Source organism: Mesorhizobium sp. C416B (assembly GCF_030323165.1).
In the GTDB taxonomy this organism is placed as follows: Bacteria; Pseudomonadota; Alphaproteobacteria; order Rhizobiales; family Rhizobiaceae; genus Mesorhizobium.
The window spans coordinates 3,820,599-3,835,335 of the sequence record NZ_CP100471.1; the positions used below are offsets into that span (position 1 = coordinate 3,820,599).

Consider the following 14,737-nt stretch of genomic DNA (forward strand, 5'->3'; position numbering starts at 1 on the left):
AACCCATCATTTGGCGAGGATGTCGGCGACGATCATCTGCCGCAGTTCGGCAGTGACCTGCGGCATCTTGCCGAACCAGCGTTCGAAACCGGGCACAGCCTGGTGCAACAGCATGCCGAGCCCGTCGACCGTCTTCAAATTTCTCGCGCGGGCAGCGGCAAGCAGCGGTGTTTCCAGCGGCACATAGACGATGTCTGCGACAATGGCGTGAGCTGGCAGGCCGGCCGGATCGGCGGCCAGCGTCGCATCGCCATGCATGCCAAGTGCCGTCGTGTTGATAAGCAAGCCGGCATCGCCAAGCAAGTCGCCGACCGCGCCATGCGCCGAGACGCCGGCCCCGAAGCGGTTGGCGAGTTCCTGCGCCCGCGCCAATGTGCGGTTGACGATGCGGATATCTTTGATGCCGCGCACTTTAAGCGCGTGGATGACCGCGCGCGACGCGCCACCGGCGCCGAGCACCACGGCCGGAGCGTTTCTCTCCCAGCCCGGGGCATGCTCGTCGAGATTGCCGGCAAAGCCGATCCAGTCCGAATTGCCGCCCCACAGCACGCCGTCGTCCAGCCACAGCATGTTGACCGCGCCGATCATCTCCGCCGCCTCGTCGCGGCGCTCGACCCGGGCAAAGGCGACTTCCTTGTGTGGAATGGTGACGTTGCCGCCCTGATAGCCATTGGCCGGGAGGGAAGAGAGGAACTCGGGAAAATCGGCCGGCGCGACATCGATCGCATGATAGCTGCCGTCGATGCCGTATGTGTTCAGCCAATAGCCGTGGATCTTCGGCGAGCGCGAATGCGCGATCGGATGGCCGGTGACGAAAGCTTTTTTCTCAACCATCGATGGCTCCGAGCGCACGCAATTCCGCCAGCACCGGTAACAGCGGCAGGCCGACAATGGTGAAATAATCGCCTTCGATCTTTTCGAACAGCTGGATGCCTTCGCCCTCGATCTGGTAGGCGCCGACGCTCGACAACGCCTTGGCGCCGACGCGGGCCAGATGCCGGCCGATGAAGGCCGGATCGAGCTTGCGCATGGTAAGGCTGGCGATGCCGACGTGACGCCACAGCACCTTGCCGTTGCGGCAGAGCACGGCGGCGCTGTTCAGCTGATGCGTCTTGCCCGACAGCGCCAACAGATGGCGGCGGGCGCCTTCCATGTCGGCCGGCTTGTGGAACACTTCATCTTCCAGTGACAAAGTCTGGTCGCAGCCGAGCACCAGGGCGCCCGGTCTGCGTTCGCTGACCTCGGTCGCCTTGGCTTCGGCGAGTATCAGGGCGACATCTTCCGGCGACACACCGCTGTCCTGCAACGGCGCCTCGAGCGCACGCTCGTCGACATCGGCAGGCACCGCTTCGATGCCGAGCCCGGCATTGATGAGCATTGCTTTGCGGAACGGGCTGCCGGAGGCAAGGATGATTTTTTCGGTCATGGGTTCTGGGCCTGGTCGATAGTGGTCGATTGGGGCAGGAGGTCGCGTTGCCATCCCATCATCTATTCTTCCCCCGCAGGGCAACAATGGCTGCCGCGGTCTCTTCGATCGAACGGCGGCTGACGTCTATCATCGGCCAATTGTGGCGGGTGCAGATCTGGCGGGCATAGGCGAGCTCTTCGGCGATCGAGGCACGGTCGACATAATCGGTCGCTTCGTAGGTGCTGCTGTTGCCGAGCACGCGGTTCTGCCGGACATGCGAGATGCGTTCGGCGGTGGCGATCAGCCCGACGATCAGCGGCTTGGTGGCAGCGACCAGGCTTTCGGGCACCGGCACGCCGAGCACGATCGGGATGTTGGCGGTCTTGATGCCGCGGTTGGCGAGATAGATGCTGGTCGGCGTCTTCGATGTCCTGGAAATGCCGATCAGCACCACATCCGCGTCGTCCATATTGAGCGGCAGCTGGCCGTCATCATGCTCCATGGTGAAATTGAGTGCGTCGATACGGTGGAAATAATCGGCGTCGAGCACATGCTGGGCGCCGACGCGGCGGCCGGCCGGCGTGCCGAGATAGGACTGGAAGACGGTGAGGACCGGCTCCAGCACCGAAACACAGGGTAGCCCCATGGTGGCGCAGCGCTCGTCAATGCCGCGCGCCAGCTTCTGGTCGACGACGGTGTAGAGGATGATGCCCGGTTCCTCCTCTATGTCCTCGAAGACTTTCGCCACCTGCTTTTCGGTGCGGATGAGCGGATAGATATGCTCGATGGCGCGCGCATCCTTGTATTGCGCCGAGGCGGCTCGGCCGGCCGCCAGCAGCGTCTCGCCGGTGGCGTCGGAAATCAGGTGCAGGTGAAAGAAGCTCTGGGGTTTGTTCACAGGGGGCGCCTCAGGCTGTGGGCTTGTGTGGATAAACCGGGGCCGCAAAGGCGACCGGCTGGAGGCGACTGTATCAGAAGGCCAGTTGTCCACAATTCGATGCGCTGTCAGCTTCACTGTGCGGTTGGGGACAAATCTGGGGACGGGCGTTTTTGCCAGCGCTTCATCCACAGAGGCGGTTTTTCAGCGGCTACGTCAAACCATTGACTCCAGTGATGGAATCCTGGTCATCCACACTCTTTGCCAATCCCGCGGAAGAAACACGCGACAAAATGCTGGCTGGCCTTTTCCAGGGCAAAGCGGGACAGGTGACAACCACCGATACCAACAGACTCTTAGAATCAGAAGATTCTAGAAATAGACTATTTAATTATAGAGAAGGCAGGGAAGAGAGCGCTCAATGCCCGAGAACCGCATCGTGCTGGACGTGCTGAGAGGCGAGGCAGTGTTTCCGCCGCCGCTCTGGATGATGCGCCAGGCCGGGCGCTATTTGCCGGAGTACCGCGAGACCAGAAAGCGCGCCGGGTCCTTTCTCGACCTTTGCTACAATCCTGATCTGGCCGTCGAAGTGACGCTGCAGCCGATCGAGCGCTTCGGCTTCGATGCCTCGATCCTGTTCTCGGACATTCTGGTCGTGCCGCATGCGCTGGGACGCGATGTCCGCTTCGAGGAGGGCCGCGGGCCGCTGCTGACGCCAATCACTGCAGCTGAGATTTCGGCTCTCAACAGTGAAACGTTTCACGTGAATCTCGAACCGGTCTACGAGACGGTTCGCCGGCTGCGGGCAAGATTGCCTGACGAGACCACGCTGATCGGCTTCTGCGGCGCGCCGTGGACGGTGGCGACCTACATGATAGCTGGCCACGGCACACCCGACCAAGCGCCGGCGCGGCTGTTTGCCTATCGCGAACCGACGGCCTTCAAGCATCTCCTGAAAGTGCTCGCCGATCACTCCGCGGCCTATTTGATCCGCCAGATCGAAGCCGGTGCCGACGTGGTGCAGATTTTCGATTCCTGGTCCGGCGTGCTTGATGATGCGTCTTTCGAGCAGTTCTGCGTGGAGCCGGTGGCGGAGATTGTCGGCCAGGTTCGTGCGGTTCATCCCGATGTACCGATCATCGGCTTTCCCAAGGGCGCCGGCGCCCGCTACGAGACCTATCGTGAGAAGACCGGTGTGACGGGGCTGGGGATCGACTGGACCGTGCCCCTGGCGGCTGCGAACGAACTGCAGCATTCAGGGGCGGTCCAGGGCAATCTCGATCCCTTGCGCCTGGTGGCCGGCGGCAAAGCCCTGTCGGACGGCGTCGATGCGATCCTCAAGGCGCTGGGAGACGGACCGCTGATCTTCAATCTCGGCCATGGCATCACGCCGGAGACGCCGGTGGCACATGTCGAGGCGATGGTGAAGCAGGTGCGGAGCGCGACACGCTGATGGCTCAATCGGATAATACGGGCGGCAACAGCACTCGTGGGGCGATGATGCGCATGACCATCGGCATCGGAGTGCTGGTTGTTCTCACCGCACTTTTGTTTTTCTTTGCGCCTGAGGGTTTCTATCCCTGGGCGAAGGCAATCCATCTCCTGGCCGTCATCTCCTGGATGGCCGGCATGCTCTATCTGCCGCGATTGCTGGTCTACCACGCCGACGCAGAGAAGGGGTCCGTCCAATCGGAGACCTTCAAGGTGATGGAGCGGCGTCTGCTGCGCGGCATCATCAATCCGGCGATGATCGTCACCTGGGTGTTCGGGCTTTGGCTCGCCTGGAAAGTGTTTGGCTTTCACGGCGGCTGGCTGCACGCCAAGATAGGCTTGGTGCTGTTGCTGTCGGGCGTGCATGGCTATCTGGCCGGTGCTGTCAGGAAATTCGCCGAGGACCGCAATGAAAAACCGGCGCGGCACTGGCGAATCGTCAACGAGATCCCCACATTGCTGATGATCGCCATCGTCATCCTGGTTGTCGTCAAGCCGTTCTAGGCCCATTTCGGTCGACAAAACGCAGCTTGCTCTTTCCCCCGACCGACGATAAAAGACGGGTCTTCCTTCCCGTCATGCGCCGCCCTTGATTGCTTTCGGCCGCGCCCGGCATTTATCGCATCCAGCCGATATATTTCCCCAAAGCAGATTCAGAGTCCGTCTATGCAAGAAATGAAACTCGCAGAGTTCAAGAACAAGAAGCCGCCAGAGCTGATCGCCTATGCCGAATCGCTCGAAGTGGAAAACGCCAGCGTCATGCGCAAGCAGGAACTGATGTTTGCCATCCTGAAGAAACTGGCCGCCCAGGACGTCGAGATCATCGGCGATGGTGTGGTCGAGTTGCTGCAGGACGGTTTCGGCTTCCTGCGCTCAGCCAACGCCAATTATCTGCCGGGTCCCGACGATATCTACATCTCGCCCTCGCAGATCCGCCGCTTCTCCTTGAAGACCGGCGATACCGTCGAAGGCCCGATCCGCAGCCCAAAAGAGGGCGAGCGCTATTTCGCCCTTCTCAAGGTCAACACGATCAATTTCGACGATCCCGAAAAGATCCGTCACAAAATCCATTTCGACAATCTGACGCCGCTCTATCCGACCAAGCGGCTGAAGATGGAGATCGACAATCCGACCGGCAAGGACATCTCGTCGCGGGTGATCGACCTGGTGGCGCCGATCGGTAAGGGACAGCGCGCGCTCATCAACGCGCAGCCGCGTACCGGTAAAACGGTGCTGATGCAGAATATCGCCCACTCGATCACGGCCAATCATCCGGAATGCTATCTGATCGTACTTCTGATCGACGAACGGCCAGAAGAAGTGACCGACATGCAGCGTTCGGTGAAGGGCGAGGTCGTGTCCTCGACCTTTGACGAACCGGCGGTGCGCCACGTCCAGGTCGCCGAAATGGTCATCGAAAAGGCCAAGCGCCTGGTCGAGCATGGCCGCGACGTCGTTATTCTGCTCGATTCGATCACCCGCCTCGGCCGTGCCTACAACACCGTCGTGCCGTCCTCCGGCAAGGTGCTGACCGGCGGTGTCGACGCCAACGCGCTGCAGCGGCCGAAGCGCTTCTTCGGCGCGGCCCGCAACATCGAGGAAGGCGGCTCGCTGACCATCATCGCCACCGCGCTGATCGACACCGGCAGCCGCATGGACGAAGTCATCTTCGAAGAGTTCAAGGGCACCGGCAACTGCGAAATCCAGCTCGACCGCAAGGTCGCCGACAAGCGCATCTACCCGGCCATGGACATCTTGAAGTCCGGCACCCGCAAGGAAGACCTGCTGGTCTCCAAGCAGGATCTGCAGAAGATCTTCGTCCTGCGCCGCATCCTGGCGCCGATGGGAACCACGGATGCGATCGAGTTCCTGATCGACAAGCTGAAGCAGACCAAGACCAACGCCGATTTCTTCGATTCGATGAACACGTAAGCAGTTTCACCGGATCATCGGTCATGCATGAAACCCCGTTCCGGGAAACCGGGACGGGGTTTTTCATTGCGGGGGCAAACAGGTCGCATTTCCGACAGGGCGTGGCCTTGGGCGGCAATTTCCATCGCCGTCGTCATGCGAGTAATCCCGTCTCGAAGATCGGAGGCCGCATGAAGAAAACAATCCCGACCCTGATCGGCTTCTCGGCCATTCTGACATGGTCGTTCCTGGCGCTGCTTTCGACTGCGGCTGGACCGATTCCGCCCTTTCAGCTGGCGGCGATGACGTTTCTGCTTGGCGGGTTGGCCGGCGCGTCGAGCTGGCTTGTCCGTCCGGCGGCGACCAAGTCGCTGCGCCAGCCGTGGCAGGTCTGGGCGCTCGGCACAGCGGGGCTGTGCATCTATCACTGCGCCTATTTCTTCGCCATCCAGTCGGCGCCGCCGGTCGAGGTCAGCCTGATCGCCTATCTCTGGCCGTTGCTGATCGTCGTCTTTGCCGCCTTCCTGCCTGGAGAAAAGCTTAGGGCCCATCACATCGCCGGCGTCGTGCTCGGCCTTGCCGGCGCCATTGTGGTGATCACCAAGGGCGGCACGATCGGACTGGCCAATGGTGTGATGAAGGGGCATGTCATCGCGCTGTTCTGCGCTTTCATCTGGGCCGGCTATTCGGTTTTATCGCGCCGCTTTGGCAAGGTGCCGACCGATGTCGTCGCCGGTTACTGCTTCATCACGGCTGCGGTCGCCTTGGTGCTGCACCTGACGCTTGAGGCTACCGTCTGGCCACAGACGGCGACGCAGTGGAGCGCCATCGTCATCTTGGGCGTAATACCGCTAGGCGCCGGCTTTTACGCCTGGGACTATGGCTGCAAGCACGGCGACATCATGATCCTCGGCGCCCTCTCCTACGCGGCGCCCCTCTTCTCGGTCATCGTGCTTCTGCTGGCAGGCTTTGGTGTGTTTCACTGGTCGGTGGCTGTTGCTTGCATCCTGATCACGGTCGGAGCGGTGGTCGCGGCCAAGGATTTGCTGTTCGCGCCGCGGCCGCTATCCATTGATGTGACGCGGCTTCCTTCGGCCTTGGACGGAAACACGGGTTGAGCTACCGGCGTCGCAGCAGCGGCTCGGTTCCTACGGATCCGGCCCCACGGGCAGGATAGCCGGTACATAGCTCCGGTCTGCCGGTCTGCGGCCGGATGCCACTGGCCAATGTTAAGTCGATTCGCATCCGTTCCGATCGCGGAGACGATCGGCGTGACGCGGGTCGGGATTTCCGATTCGCAACCGGAACGAGGCTTGCCTCATGGGGAGATGGGCTCCAGCTTCACGGTTCCGGGCCAGGAACAGGCATTAACGATGCCGGCCTGCCGTAGGGCTTGCTGGCCCGCCCAGAACTGCTTGGCGTCGGGATTAGGACCCGCCTGCTCGCACATGGATGACGAGGCGGCTATACAGATTTGGTAATGTCCGGCCGCTCCTCGCGATCGACCTTGATATTGACGAACAGCCGGTTCATGACGGCCGCGACACTGTGGGATTGTCGACCGGACAGCTAGGCGACCGGTGAGAAGGGCAAATGATTTCAGGCGATTCGATCGTTGCGCTTTCCAGCGGGCGCCTGCCCGCCGGCATCGCTGTCATCCGCATTTCCGGACCGAAGACTCGATTCGTCGTCGAAACGGTTGCCGGTGGTAAGGTCAAGGACCGGGTTGCAACCCTGCGCAAGCTCCGAACGGTGGACGGTTCGCTTATCGACAACGGCCTGGTGCTGTTTTTTCCTGGGCCGAACAGTTTTACCGGCGAGGATGTCGCCGAGTTCCACGTCCATGGCGGCCGCGCCGTGGCCGGCAAGATGCTGGAGATCATTGCCGGGTTTGACGGCGTGCGTCATGCGGAACCTGGTGAATTTACGCGCCGGGCTCTTCTCAACGGCAAGCTGGATCTGGTTGAGACGGAGGCGTTGGCCGATCTGGTCAATGCCGAAACCGAAGCGCAGCGGCGCTTTGCCGTGCAGAATGCCGAAGGAGTGCAAAGCGAACTCTATCTTGGCTGGCGCCGTCGGCTGATCCATGCACGGGCGATGATCGAGGCGGAAATCGACTTCGCCGACGAAGACGACGTGCCCGGTTCGGTTTCGGACACGGTCTGGTCCGATGTGCGCGCAATGGTGGGCGAGATCGGCCGGCATGTCGATGGCTTCCATGCCGCCGAGATCATCCGTGACGGGTTTGAGGTTGTCATCCTCGGTGCACCGAACGCCGGAAAATCCAGCCTGTTCAACGCGCTGGCCAGGCGTGAGGCGGCGATTGTTACCGACGAGCCCGGCACGACGCGGGACTTGCTCGAAGTGGTGCTGGATCTCCACGGAGTGCGGGTCAGGGTAACCGACACCGCGGGCCTGCGCGAGTCGCCCGGCAAGATCGAAGCGATCGGCATCGAAAAGGCGCGGGCCAAGGCGCACACGGCTGACCTGGTGCTGTTGCTGGAAGATCTGGCGGACGCTACTGCGATCGGCAACATGCCTGTCGAGGCCCCGGCTTTGAGAATCGGCACCAAGGTCGATCTCTTGAAAGGTTCGCCGCGATCAGAGGCGTATGATGCGTTGATATCGACGGTGGACGGCACTGGTTTGGCTGAACTGCTGGCTGAGATCGGCAGGCGCGCCGCGGCTGCTATCGGCGACGCCGGGGACATCCTGCCGTCTCGGTTGCGGCATGTGGAGCTGCTCAATGAGACCAGGCGCTTTCTGATCTCGGCTTTGTCGGGGCAAGAGTGCGGCCAGGAGCTGCGGGCGGAGGAGCTGCGTCTTGCGGCGGACCGGCTTGGCCGGATTGTCGGCGCGGTGGATGTCGAGGACCTGCTGGACGTGATCTTTTCGCAGTTTTGCATTGGGAAGTGACTCACGTGAAACAGGGGGGCGCGCTGTGTGAGTGACTCACGTGAAACACAGGGGGCCGCCCAAGTGCGTGTTTCACGTGAAATGAGACGGTTGGCAAAAGGGCAAGTGGCCGAAAGCCTGCACCGCCCCTCATTGTCCCCGTTCATGGGGAGAAGATGCCGGAAGGTAGATAAGGGGCAGCGCCAAACGAGGCTTCGCTGCTCCTATGACTCACGTGAAACACCTCTGCGACTTTCAGCACTCCGGTCCACGTGAACGAATCAACCTGCAATCCTTGACAGCGTCCTCTCGTGGGGACATGTGTCGGGAAATCTCTGAATCTGGAAGGGACAATGATCGATCGCTATGATGTGGTTGTGGTGGGCGGTGGCCATGCCGGGTGCGAGGCTGCGTCCGCTGCCGCGCGCGCCGGCGCCAGGACCGCGCTGGTCACGCTGCGCTTCGACACGATCGGTGTCATGTCCTGCAATCCGGCGATCGGCGGCCTCGGGAAGGGCCATCTGGTGCGTGAGATCGACGCCATGGACGGGCTGATGGGCCTCATCGCCGATGCTGCCGGCATCCAATTCCGCCTGCTCAATCGCCGCAAAGGCCCTGCCGTGCGCGGGCCGCGCACGCAGGCCGACCGCAAGCTGTATCGGCTGGCCATGCAGGAAGCGATTCGGCAGCAGAACGGTCTCGACGTCGTCGAAGGCGAGGTTCTGGACTTCGACATCGTGGATGGACGGGTCGCCGCTGTGCGCCTGGCCGACGGGCGCCGGTTGGTGTGCGGCGCGGTGGTGCTGACCACCGGCACGTTTCTCCGCGGTCTTATTCACATTGGCGACAGGAAGATTGTCGCCGGGCGGATGAACGAGCAGGCGAGCCTTGGCCTGTCGGCGACGATGAGCCGCGCCGGTTTCGCGCTTGGACGGCTGAAGACCGGCACGCCGCCGCGGCTCGATGGCCGCACCATCGACTGGGCGTCGCTGGAAAGCCAGGCGGCCGACGAACATCCAGTGCCGTTCTCGCTGCTCACCGACACAATCAAGAATCCGCAAATCCATTGCGGCATCACGCGTACGACACCGGCGACGCACGAGCTGATCCGCGCCAATCTCGGCCGCTCCGCCATGTATTCCGGCTCAATAGAGGGGGTCGGACCACGCTATTGCCCGTCGATCGAAGACAAGATCGTCAAGTTCGGCGATCGAGAAGGTCATCAGATATTCCTCGAGCCGGAAGGGCTGGACGACGACACGGTCTACCCCAATGGCATTTCGACCTCCCTGCCCGAGGATGTGCAACTCGACATTCTCAAAACTATACCCGGGCTAGAGCGGGCGACCATGCTGCAGCCCGGCTACGCTATCGAATACGACCATGTCGATCCGCGCGAGTTGGAGCCGACGCTTGAGACCAAACGGATTGCGGGGCTTTTCCTCGCCGGTCAGATCAACGGCACCACCGGTTATGAAGAAGCCGGAGCGCAGGGCCTGCTCGCCGGGCTCAACGCCGCGCGCAAGGCGGCGGCCGACGACCAAATCGTGCTCAGCCGCACCGAAGCCTACATCGGAGTGATGGTCGACGACCTCACCAGCCGCGGCATTGCCGAGCCCTACCGCATGTTCACTTCGCGGGCGGAGTTTCGCCTATCGCTGCGCGCCGACAATGCCGATGAAAGGCTTACGCCTCTGGCAAATCGGCTTGGTATCGTGTCGCCGGAACGGACGCAGCGGTTCAATCAAGTCACACAGGATCTTGGTAGGGCGCGCGAACTCGCAGTTGCGACGACGATGACGCCCAACGAAGCGGCGCGGCATGGGCTGGAGATCAACAGGGACGGCGTGCGCCGCTCCGCTTATGAATTGCTCGCTCATCCCGGGGTCGATATAGCCTGGCTGGCCCGTGTTGCGCCGGCCTTTAGCGCAATCGACGTCAAAACCGCTGAGCGGCTCGAAACGGAAGCGAAATATTCGGTTTACCTTGATCGCCAGCAGGCGGATGTCGGACAGATCCGCCGCGAGGAAAGCCGGTTGATCCCGGCGTCGGTGGATTTCGCCGATGTTCCCGGCCTGTCCAATGAGCTGAAGCAGAAGATGCTAACGCGTCAGCCGCGTTCGATCGCTGACGCGCAGCGTATGGAAGGCATGACGCCGGCGGCGCTGGCAATCATCGTCGCGCACGTCCGCAACGCTGAATCGGCCGCGCAAAGGGCCGTTGCGTGAGCGCTGCCTCATGGGCGAGCCTGCAAGAGGCCGCGGGACCGGTTTCACGTGAAACATTCGATCGGTTGGTGAAGTTCGAACAGTTGTTCCTGAAATGGAACCGCAGCATCAATCTGGCCGCGCCGTCGACGCTGGACGACGTCTGGGGCCGCCACATTCTGGATAGCGCGCAATTGGCGCGAATCGCACCGCAGGCCAAACGCTGGGCCGATCTCGGTTCGGGCGGCGGTTTTCCGGGCCTAGTGCTGGCTTTCCTGCTGGTCGAGCGCGATGGCGCGTCGATCGATCTGGTCGAGAGCAACCGCAAGAAAGCGTCGTTTTTACAGGCGGTCATTGGCCAGTTCGGTTTGCCGGCACGGGTCGTCGCCCGGCGCATCGACGACAGCTATGCGCTTGTTTCCGAACCGGAAATCATCACGGCGCGGGCGCTGGCCGCGCTGCCGGCGCTGCTCGATCTGTCGGCGCCGTGGCTGACCAAGGGATCGCGGGCGCTGTTCCACAAAGGCCGGGATTACCGCTCCGAGGTGGAAGAAAGCACTCACCGCTGGGCTTTCGATCTGGTAGAACATCCGAGCATGACCGACGCCCATGGCGTCATCCTCGAAGTGACCGATCTGCAGACTGCGTAAGCTCTCCTTCGCAACCTTGGCGACGCAATGAATACCTGGCCCACATGAATACCTGGCACAGACCCATGAAAACCGGACCTCGCATCATCACCGTCGCCAACCAGAAGGGCGGCGTCGGCAAGACAACCACCGCCATCAATCTGGCCACGGCGCTGGCCGCGATCGGCGAAAAGGTGCTGATCGTCGATCTCGACCCGCAAGGCAATGCCTCGACGGGTCTCGGTATCGACCGCAAGGACCGCACCGTCTCCTCCTACGATGTGCTGACCGGCGAACTGGGCCTGGAAGAGGCCGCCATTCCAACGGCGGTGCCCGGCCTGTCGATCGTGCCGTCGACGCTCGATCTGCTCGGCATCGAGATGGAAATCGCCTCGGCGCCGGATCGGGTGCTTAAGCTGCGCAACGCGCTGCGCGCCGCCACCGAGCGTGGTGCGCCGTTCGGCTATGTGCTGATCGACTGCCCGCCCTCGCTCAACCTTTTGACTTTGAATTCAATGGCGGCAGCCGATTCTGTTCTTGTGCCGCTGCAGTGCGAGTTCTTCGCGCTGGAAGGGCTCAGCCAACTCCTGGAAACGGTGGAGCAGGTGCGCCGTTCGATCAATCCGGACCTGATAATCCAGGGCATCGTGCTGACCATGTATGACGGCCGCAACAACCTCGCCAACCAGGTGGTGCAGGACGTGCGGGCACACATGGGCGACAAGGTCTACGAGACGATCATTCCTAGGAATGTGCGGGTGTCCGAGGCGCCGTCCTATGGCAAGCCGGCAATCCTCTACGACCTGAAATGCTCCGGCAGCCAAGCCTATCTGCAATTGGCATCCGAAGTGATCCGCCGCGAGCGAAAATTGCGCGCCGCATGATTAGGCAGGGTCGATAAACAAAGCCGATCCGGCACCGAAACGATCATGAATCTGGAATTGAGATGAGCGAAGACCTTTCGAGAAAGAGACTGGGGCGTGGACTGGCGGCGCTGATCGGGGAGATCGACCGCCCGGTGGCAGCGGCCGAAAAGCCGGGCTTGAATGCGGACGGCAAGGTGCCGATCGAATTCCTGAGCCCGAACCCGAAAAACCCGCGCCGGCACTTTGGCGACGCCGACCTGACCGATCTCGCCCAGTCGATCCGCGAACATGGCGTGGTGCAGCCGGTGGTGGCGCGGCCTTCGCCGACGCAGGCCGGGCGCTACGAAATCATCGCCGGCGAGCGGCGCTGGCGCGCGGCCCAGCGAGCCGGGCTGACCGAGATCCCGATCATCGTGCGCGACGTCAACGACCGCACAGCGCTGGAACTGGCGATCATAGAAAACGTTCAGCGCACCGATCTCAACCCGGTCGAGGAGGCGCTCGGCTACCAGCAGTTGATCGACGACCACGGCTACACACAGGCCGACCTCGGCAATGTCATCGGCAAGAGCCGCAGCCACGTGGCCAACACGCTGCGGCTGCTGAAGCTGCCCGACGTGATCCGCGACATGCTGGTCGACGGCGCGCTGTCGGCCGGCCATGCCCGGACGCTGGTGACGGCGCAGGATCCCGCCGGGCTAGCCAAGCAGATCGTCGAAGAAGGGCTTTCGGTGCGCCAGGCCGAGGCGCTGGCGCAGATGCCGGCGGGCGGCACGCCGCCCAAGGCAAAACCAGCACACGGCGCATCGGGCAAGGATGCCGACACGCTGGCGCTAGAAAGGCTGATGACCAACACGATCGGCATGATCGTGACCATCGAGCACAAGGGCAAAGGCGGCGCGATCCGCGTGGACTACCGCAGCCTGGAGCAGCTCGACGAGCTATGCCGGCGGTTGAAGGACGAGCGGTAGAAGGTTGAGGTTGCGCCATATTTAGCCGGCGAATGAAGTTCTGGCTTAGGATGAAGAAAGGGCTTGGCGGTTGCCGGCCCTTCTTTTTATTGGCGATTGCCGAAGGGATCGAACTGCTGATCTCCCCCTTGAGGGGGAGATGGCCGGCAGGCCAGAAGGGGTCGTCTCGCATCAAGCGCCGACCTCGTTTGTCGTTGCGAAAGGCGCCAGCGCTCCACGCGCGGCGACCCCCTCTGTCGCCTTTGGCGACATCTCCCCCTCAAGGGGGGAGATCACCGCTGCGCCAGCCTCGCGCTCTCCACCGCAATGCTGAGCAGCGCCTGCCGTGCCAGCGCTTCCGACAAATCCGGCCTGCGCCTGGTCTGCAGCACGGCCGATTGCAGCCGGTTCAGCGCGCGGCTGAGCGCCTCGACGTTCCAGCGCTCCAGCGCCTTCTCCACCAGCTTGCGCCGCGAGAAAAACACCGGCGGACGGGCGCCGGCCATGGCCGAGGCGGCGTTGCGGCCGGCGGTGTCCATCTGGCCGCGCATGACCTGAAGCTGCTGCAGCTGCCGCATCGCCGAGGACAGCACCAGGAAAGGATGGCCGCCGGACAGGCAGTGGCGGGTGAAGGCGGTGTCGAAGTCACCGATCCTGCCCTCCAGCACAGCATCGACCGCGTCGTCGAAGGAGGCGCCGGAGACGTCGCCGGACATCGCCCTTACGTCGTCGAGGCTGATGTCCTTCTGGCCGTGGGCATAAAGCACCAGTTTTTCGATCTCACCGCGTGAGGCCAACCGGTCGCCGCCGAGATTGCGGCGCAGCGCCTGGCGTGCGTCGAGCGCCATCGACATGCCGGCCTTGCGCAACTCGTCGTCGATGACGCTGTCGATGTCGCGGGCTTCATCGGCGTAGCAAGGCAGCGCCATGGCGGTGTCGGCGGCCTCGACGATCGCGCGCAGTCCGACGCCCTTTTTCAGGTCGCCGGCCTCGATGAGAATGATGGCGTCGCGCGCGGGCTCCGCGGTCAGCGCCTTGACGTCGTCGGCCAGGGCCTTCTGGCCGCTGGCATTTCGCACCCACAGAAGCCGCCGGTCGGAGAACATCGGCACGGTGCGGGCTTCGTCGAGCAGCCGGCCGTGGTCGCGATCGACCTCCGCGCCATCGAGCCGGACGACTGAGAACGGATCGTCGAGCGACAGGCCGGTTTTCGCGGCAAAGGCTTTGGCCCGCTCGGCGACCAAGCCGCGGTCGGGACCGTAAAGCAGGACGATCGATATGCGCGCGTCAGGCTTCGCCAGCCACGAATCGACCTCGTATCCTTTTTTCTGCGCCATGGAGGGTGGTTAGCATGATGCGGTCGCTGAGTGAACGTTCTCCAAAGCGTTCGAGACCTTGGCGCCCTTCCTCTCCCTCCGGAGGGGGGAGAGGTGGCTCGGCGAAGCCGAGACGGAGTGGGGGAGCCACGTGGCAATCGCCGCGAACGGACAAAGGAAGGGCACT

Annotated in this window: 14 protein-coding genes; 9 read left to right on the top strand and 5 right to left on the bottom strand. The window is 62.7% G+C overall.

Features of this window, described 5'->3' with window-relative positions; translation table 11 throughout:
* Positions 1–6: 6 nt before the first annotated feature.
* Genes NLY43_RS18655 through NLY43_RS18665 form a run of 3 tightly spaced genes read right to left on the bottom strand, consistent with a single transcriptional unit; the run spans position 7 to position 2,423 of the window.
* Positions 7–834, bottom strand: a complete 828-nt coding sequence (locus tag NLY43_RS18655) for a shikimate dehydrogenase (RefSeq protein WP_023710322.1) — start codon at positions 832–834, stop codon at positions 7–9.
* Positions 827–1,426 carry a Maf-like protein gene (locus NLY43_RS18660; RefSeq protein WP_023706939.1) on the bottom strand — a complete coding sequence of 200 codons (600 nt, stop codon included), beginning with the start codon at positions 1,424–1,426 and terminating at the stop codon, positions 827–829. The genes NLY43_RS18655 and NLY43_RS18660 overlap by 8 nt, the downstream gene beginning before the upstream one ends.
* A gap of 58 nt (positions 1,427–1,484) precedes the next feature.
* Positions 1,485–2,423, bottom strand: coding sequence for a pyruvate, water dikinase regulatory protein (locus tag NLY43_RS18665; RefSeq protein ID WP_460222828.1), 939 nt, complete (start codon positions 2,421–2,423; stop codon positions 1,485–1,487).
* A 283-nt stretch (positions 2,424–2,706) separates the two neighbouring features.
* On the opposite strand from NLY43_RS18665, the gene hemE reads away from it, so the two are divergent.
* The 4 genes from hemE (at position 2,707) to yddG (ending at position 6,805) form a co-directional block, all read left to right on the top strand.
* Positions 2,707–3,738 (top strand): uroporphyrinogen decarboxylase, encoded by a 1,032-nt coding sequence (gene hemE / locus NLY43_RS18670; RefSeq protein WP_023706938.1) that lies wholly within the window; start codon positions 2,707–2,709, stop codon positions 3,736–3,738.
* The gene (gene hemJ / locus NLY43_RS18675; RefSeq protein WP_023706937.1) at positions 3,738–4,280 is read left to right on the top strand and encodes a protoporphyrinogen oxidase HemJ; all 543 of its coding nucleotides are present in this window, start codon (positions 3,738–3,740) and stop codon (positions 4,278–4,280) included. Before hemE ends, hemJ begins: the two co-directional genes overlap by 1 nt.
* 162 nt (positions 4,281–4,442) lie before the next feature.
* Positions 4,443–5,708 carry a transcription termination factor Rho gene (gene rho / locus NLY43_RS18680; RefSeq protein ID WP_023672113.1) on the top strand — a complete coding sequence of 422 codons (1,266 nt, stop codon included), beginning with the start codon at positions 4,443–4,445 and terminating at the stop codon, positions 5,706–5,708.
* A 170-nt stretch (positions 5,709–5,878) separates the two neighbouring features.
* Positions 5,879–6,805: an aromatic amino acid exporter YddG gene (gene yddG, locus NLY43_RS18685; protein ID WP_023687596.1), complete on the top strand. Its 927-nt coding sequence runs from the start codon at positions 5,879–5,881 to the stop codon at positions 6,803–6,805.
* Positions 6,806–7,151: 346 nt separating this feature from the next.
* Here the strand turns inward: yddG and NLY43_RS32600 are convergent, their stop codons facing one another.
* Positions 7,152–7,220, bottom strand: coding sequence for a DUF255 domain-containing protein (locus NLY43_RS32600; protein ID WP_084026271.1), 69 nt, complete (start codon positions 7,218–7,220; stop codon positions 7,152–7,154).
* A gap of 60 nt (positions 7,221–7,280) precedes the next feature.
* Between NLY43_RS32600 and mnmE the strand changes: the two genes are divergently transcribed.
* The 5 genes from mnmE to NLY43_RS18710 all read left to right on the top strand — a co-directional run bounded on the left by mnmE (position 7,281) and on the right by NLY43_RS18710 (position 13,255).
* The gene (gene mnmE, locus NLY43_RS18690; protein WP_023710321.1) at positions 7,281–8,603 is read left to right on the top strand and encodes a tRNA uridine-5-carboxymethylaminomethyl(34) synthesis GTPase MnmE; all 1,323 of its coding nucleotides are present in this window, start codon (positions 7,281–7,283) and stop codon (positions 8,601–8,603) included.
* A 332-nt stretch (positions 8,604–8,935) separates the two neighbouring features.
* A complete protein-coding gene (gene mnmG / locus NLY43_RS18695) occupies positions 8,936–10,810 on the top strand; it encodes a tRNA uridine-5-carboxymethylaminomethyl(34) synthesis enzyme MnmG (protein ID WP_023710320.1) in 1,875 nt (624 codons plus the stop codon).
* Positions 10,807–11,439, top strand: coding sequence for a 16S rRNA (guanine(527)-N(7))-methyltransferase RsmG (gene rsmG, locus NLY43_RS18700; RefSeq protein ID WP_023710319.1), 633 nt, complete (start codon positions 10,807–10,809; stop codon positions 11,437–11,439). The genes mnmG and rsmG overlap by 4 nt, the downstream gene beginning before the upstream one ends.
* Positions 11,440–11,504: 65 nt before the next feature.
* A complete protein-coding gene (locus NLY43_RS18705) occupies positions 11,505–12,302 on the top strand; it encodes a ParA family protein (protein WP_023672118.1) in 798 nt (265 codons plus the stop codon).
* A gap of 62 nt (positions 12,303–12,364) precedes the next feature.
* On the top strand, positions 12,365–13,255 hold the full coding sequence (locus tag NLY43_RS18710) for a ParB/RepB/Spo0J family partition protein (RefSeq protein ID WP_023710318.1): 891 nt from the start codon (positions 12,365–12,367) through the stop codon (positions 13,253–13,255).
* 272 nt (positions 13,256–13,527) lie between these two features.
* On the opposite strand, the gene holA is transcribed toward NLY43_RS18710, so the two are convergent.
* Positions 13,528–14,571: a DNA polymerase III subunit delta gene (gene holA, locus NLY43_RS18715; RefSeq protein WP_023710317.1), complete on the bottom strand. Its 1,044-nt coding sequence runs from the start codon at positions 14,569–14,571 to the stop codon at positions 13,528–13,530.
* Between the last annotated feature and the right edge of the window lie 166 nt (positions 14,572–14,737).